1 protein-coding gene is annotated in these 1,072 nt (G+C 64.5%); it reads right to left on the reverse strand.

The genetic code is table 11. The annotated features are described in order from the left end of the window. Window positions 1-76: 76 nt before the first annotated feature. On the reverse strand, window positions 77-745 hold the full coding sequence (locus EN745_RS35120; RefSeq protein ID WP_127423337.1) for a PadR family transcriptional regulator: 669 nt from the start codon (window positions 743-745) through the stop codon (window positions 77-79). Window positions 746-1,072 lie beyond the last annotated feature (327 nt).

Raw genomic sequence — 1,072 nt, forward strand, 5'->3', positions numbered from 1 at the left:
TCCCAGATACGTGCGGCTCCAGCAACGAAAAAAGCCCGGATCTTCCGGGCTTTTTTTGCGAGGGTTGCTGGCGGCTTCAGCGGCGCGACAGCGCTTCAAGCGCCGCGGCGGCATCTTCCAGGATGCTCATCGCCTGCGCCTGCTTGTCTTCCGGCGCATCGACGATTTCGCTGAGCGCCGCGCGCAGCCGGTGGCGCACGGCACGGAACGCATCGCGCTTTTCGTGGCGCCCGCGATGCCGGCCGCCCTCCTCGCCGTCGTCGTTCCAGCCGAACCAGTCGCGCGCCTTGGCCATCTTGCGGCCGAAGCGTTCGAGATGGTCGAGCACGTGGTCGATCATCTCGCGGTTCTCGTCGAGATGCGCCTGTCCGGCCTCGGTGATCGAGAACACCTTCTTGTTGCCCTCCGCCGAGGAGATGGCATAGCCCGCCTCTTCCAGGAAGGTCAGCGTCGGATAGACCACGCCCGGGCTTGGGCTGTAGATGCCGCTGGTGCGCTCCTCCAGCGCCTTGATGATGTCGTAGCCGTGGCGCGGCGCCTCGGCCAGCAGCGACAGCGTGATCAGCTTGAGATCGCCGTCGGCCAGCATGCGCCCGGCGCGGAACATGTCGCCCGGGCCGCCGCGGCCGCCGCCGCGCATGCCGGCCCCGAACGGACCGAAACCGCCGCCGCGACCGCCGAACTTGCCGGCCATATGCAGGAAAGCGCGCTCGGCGCGCTCGCCGAAAGGATGACGTCTGTGCATGGATTGCTCCTTGAGTTATGTCTTACGATATATCTCAATTAGGCCCGCCGTTTCCTCGAGTCAAGATATATCTTACGATGTATCTGAAAATGGCGCCAGCGGGATTGATTTCGCAAAAGCTCGCCGCTAAAAGGCGCGCGAGGGTCGACGACCGCTCCGTAAGCGTCTGACGTCAAACAACGCATCCATCCCCGGTCGTTCCGGGCAATTGCGCCGCAAGCGGCCAACGGATGCCTATGCGCTCGACCGGACACCTCAGGGAAAATCCCAATGACCACGACCCGCAAGCGCGGCAGATTGCCCGCGCGCTATGCCGCTGTTCTCACT

The sequence above is a fragment of the Mesorhizobium sp. M4A.F.Ca.ET.022.05.2.1 genome (genome assembly GCF_003998845.1).
Lineage (GTDB): Bacteria > Pseudomonadota > Alphaproteobacteria > Rhizobiales > Rhizobiaceae > Mesorhizobium.

Excerpts from the sequence above, each read along its gene's own strand:
- EN745_RS35120 (WP_127423337.1), bottom strand. The coding sequence starts at position 745 with ATGCACAGACGTCATCCTTTCGGCGAGCGCGCCGAGCGCGCTTTCCTG.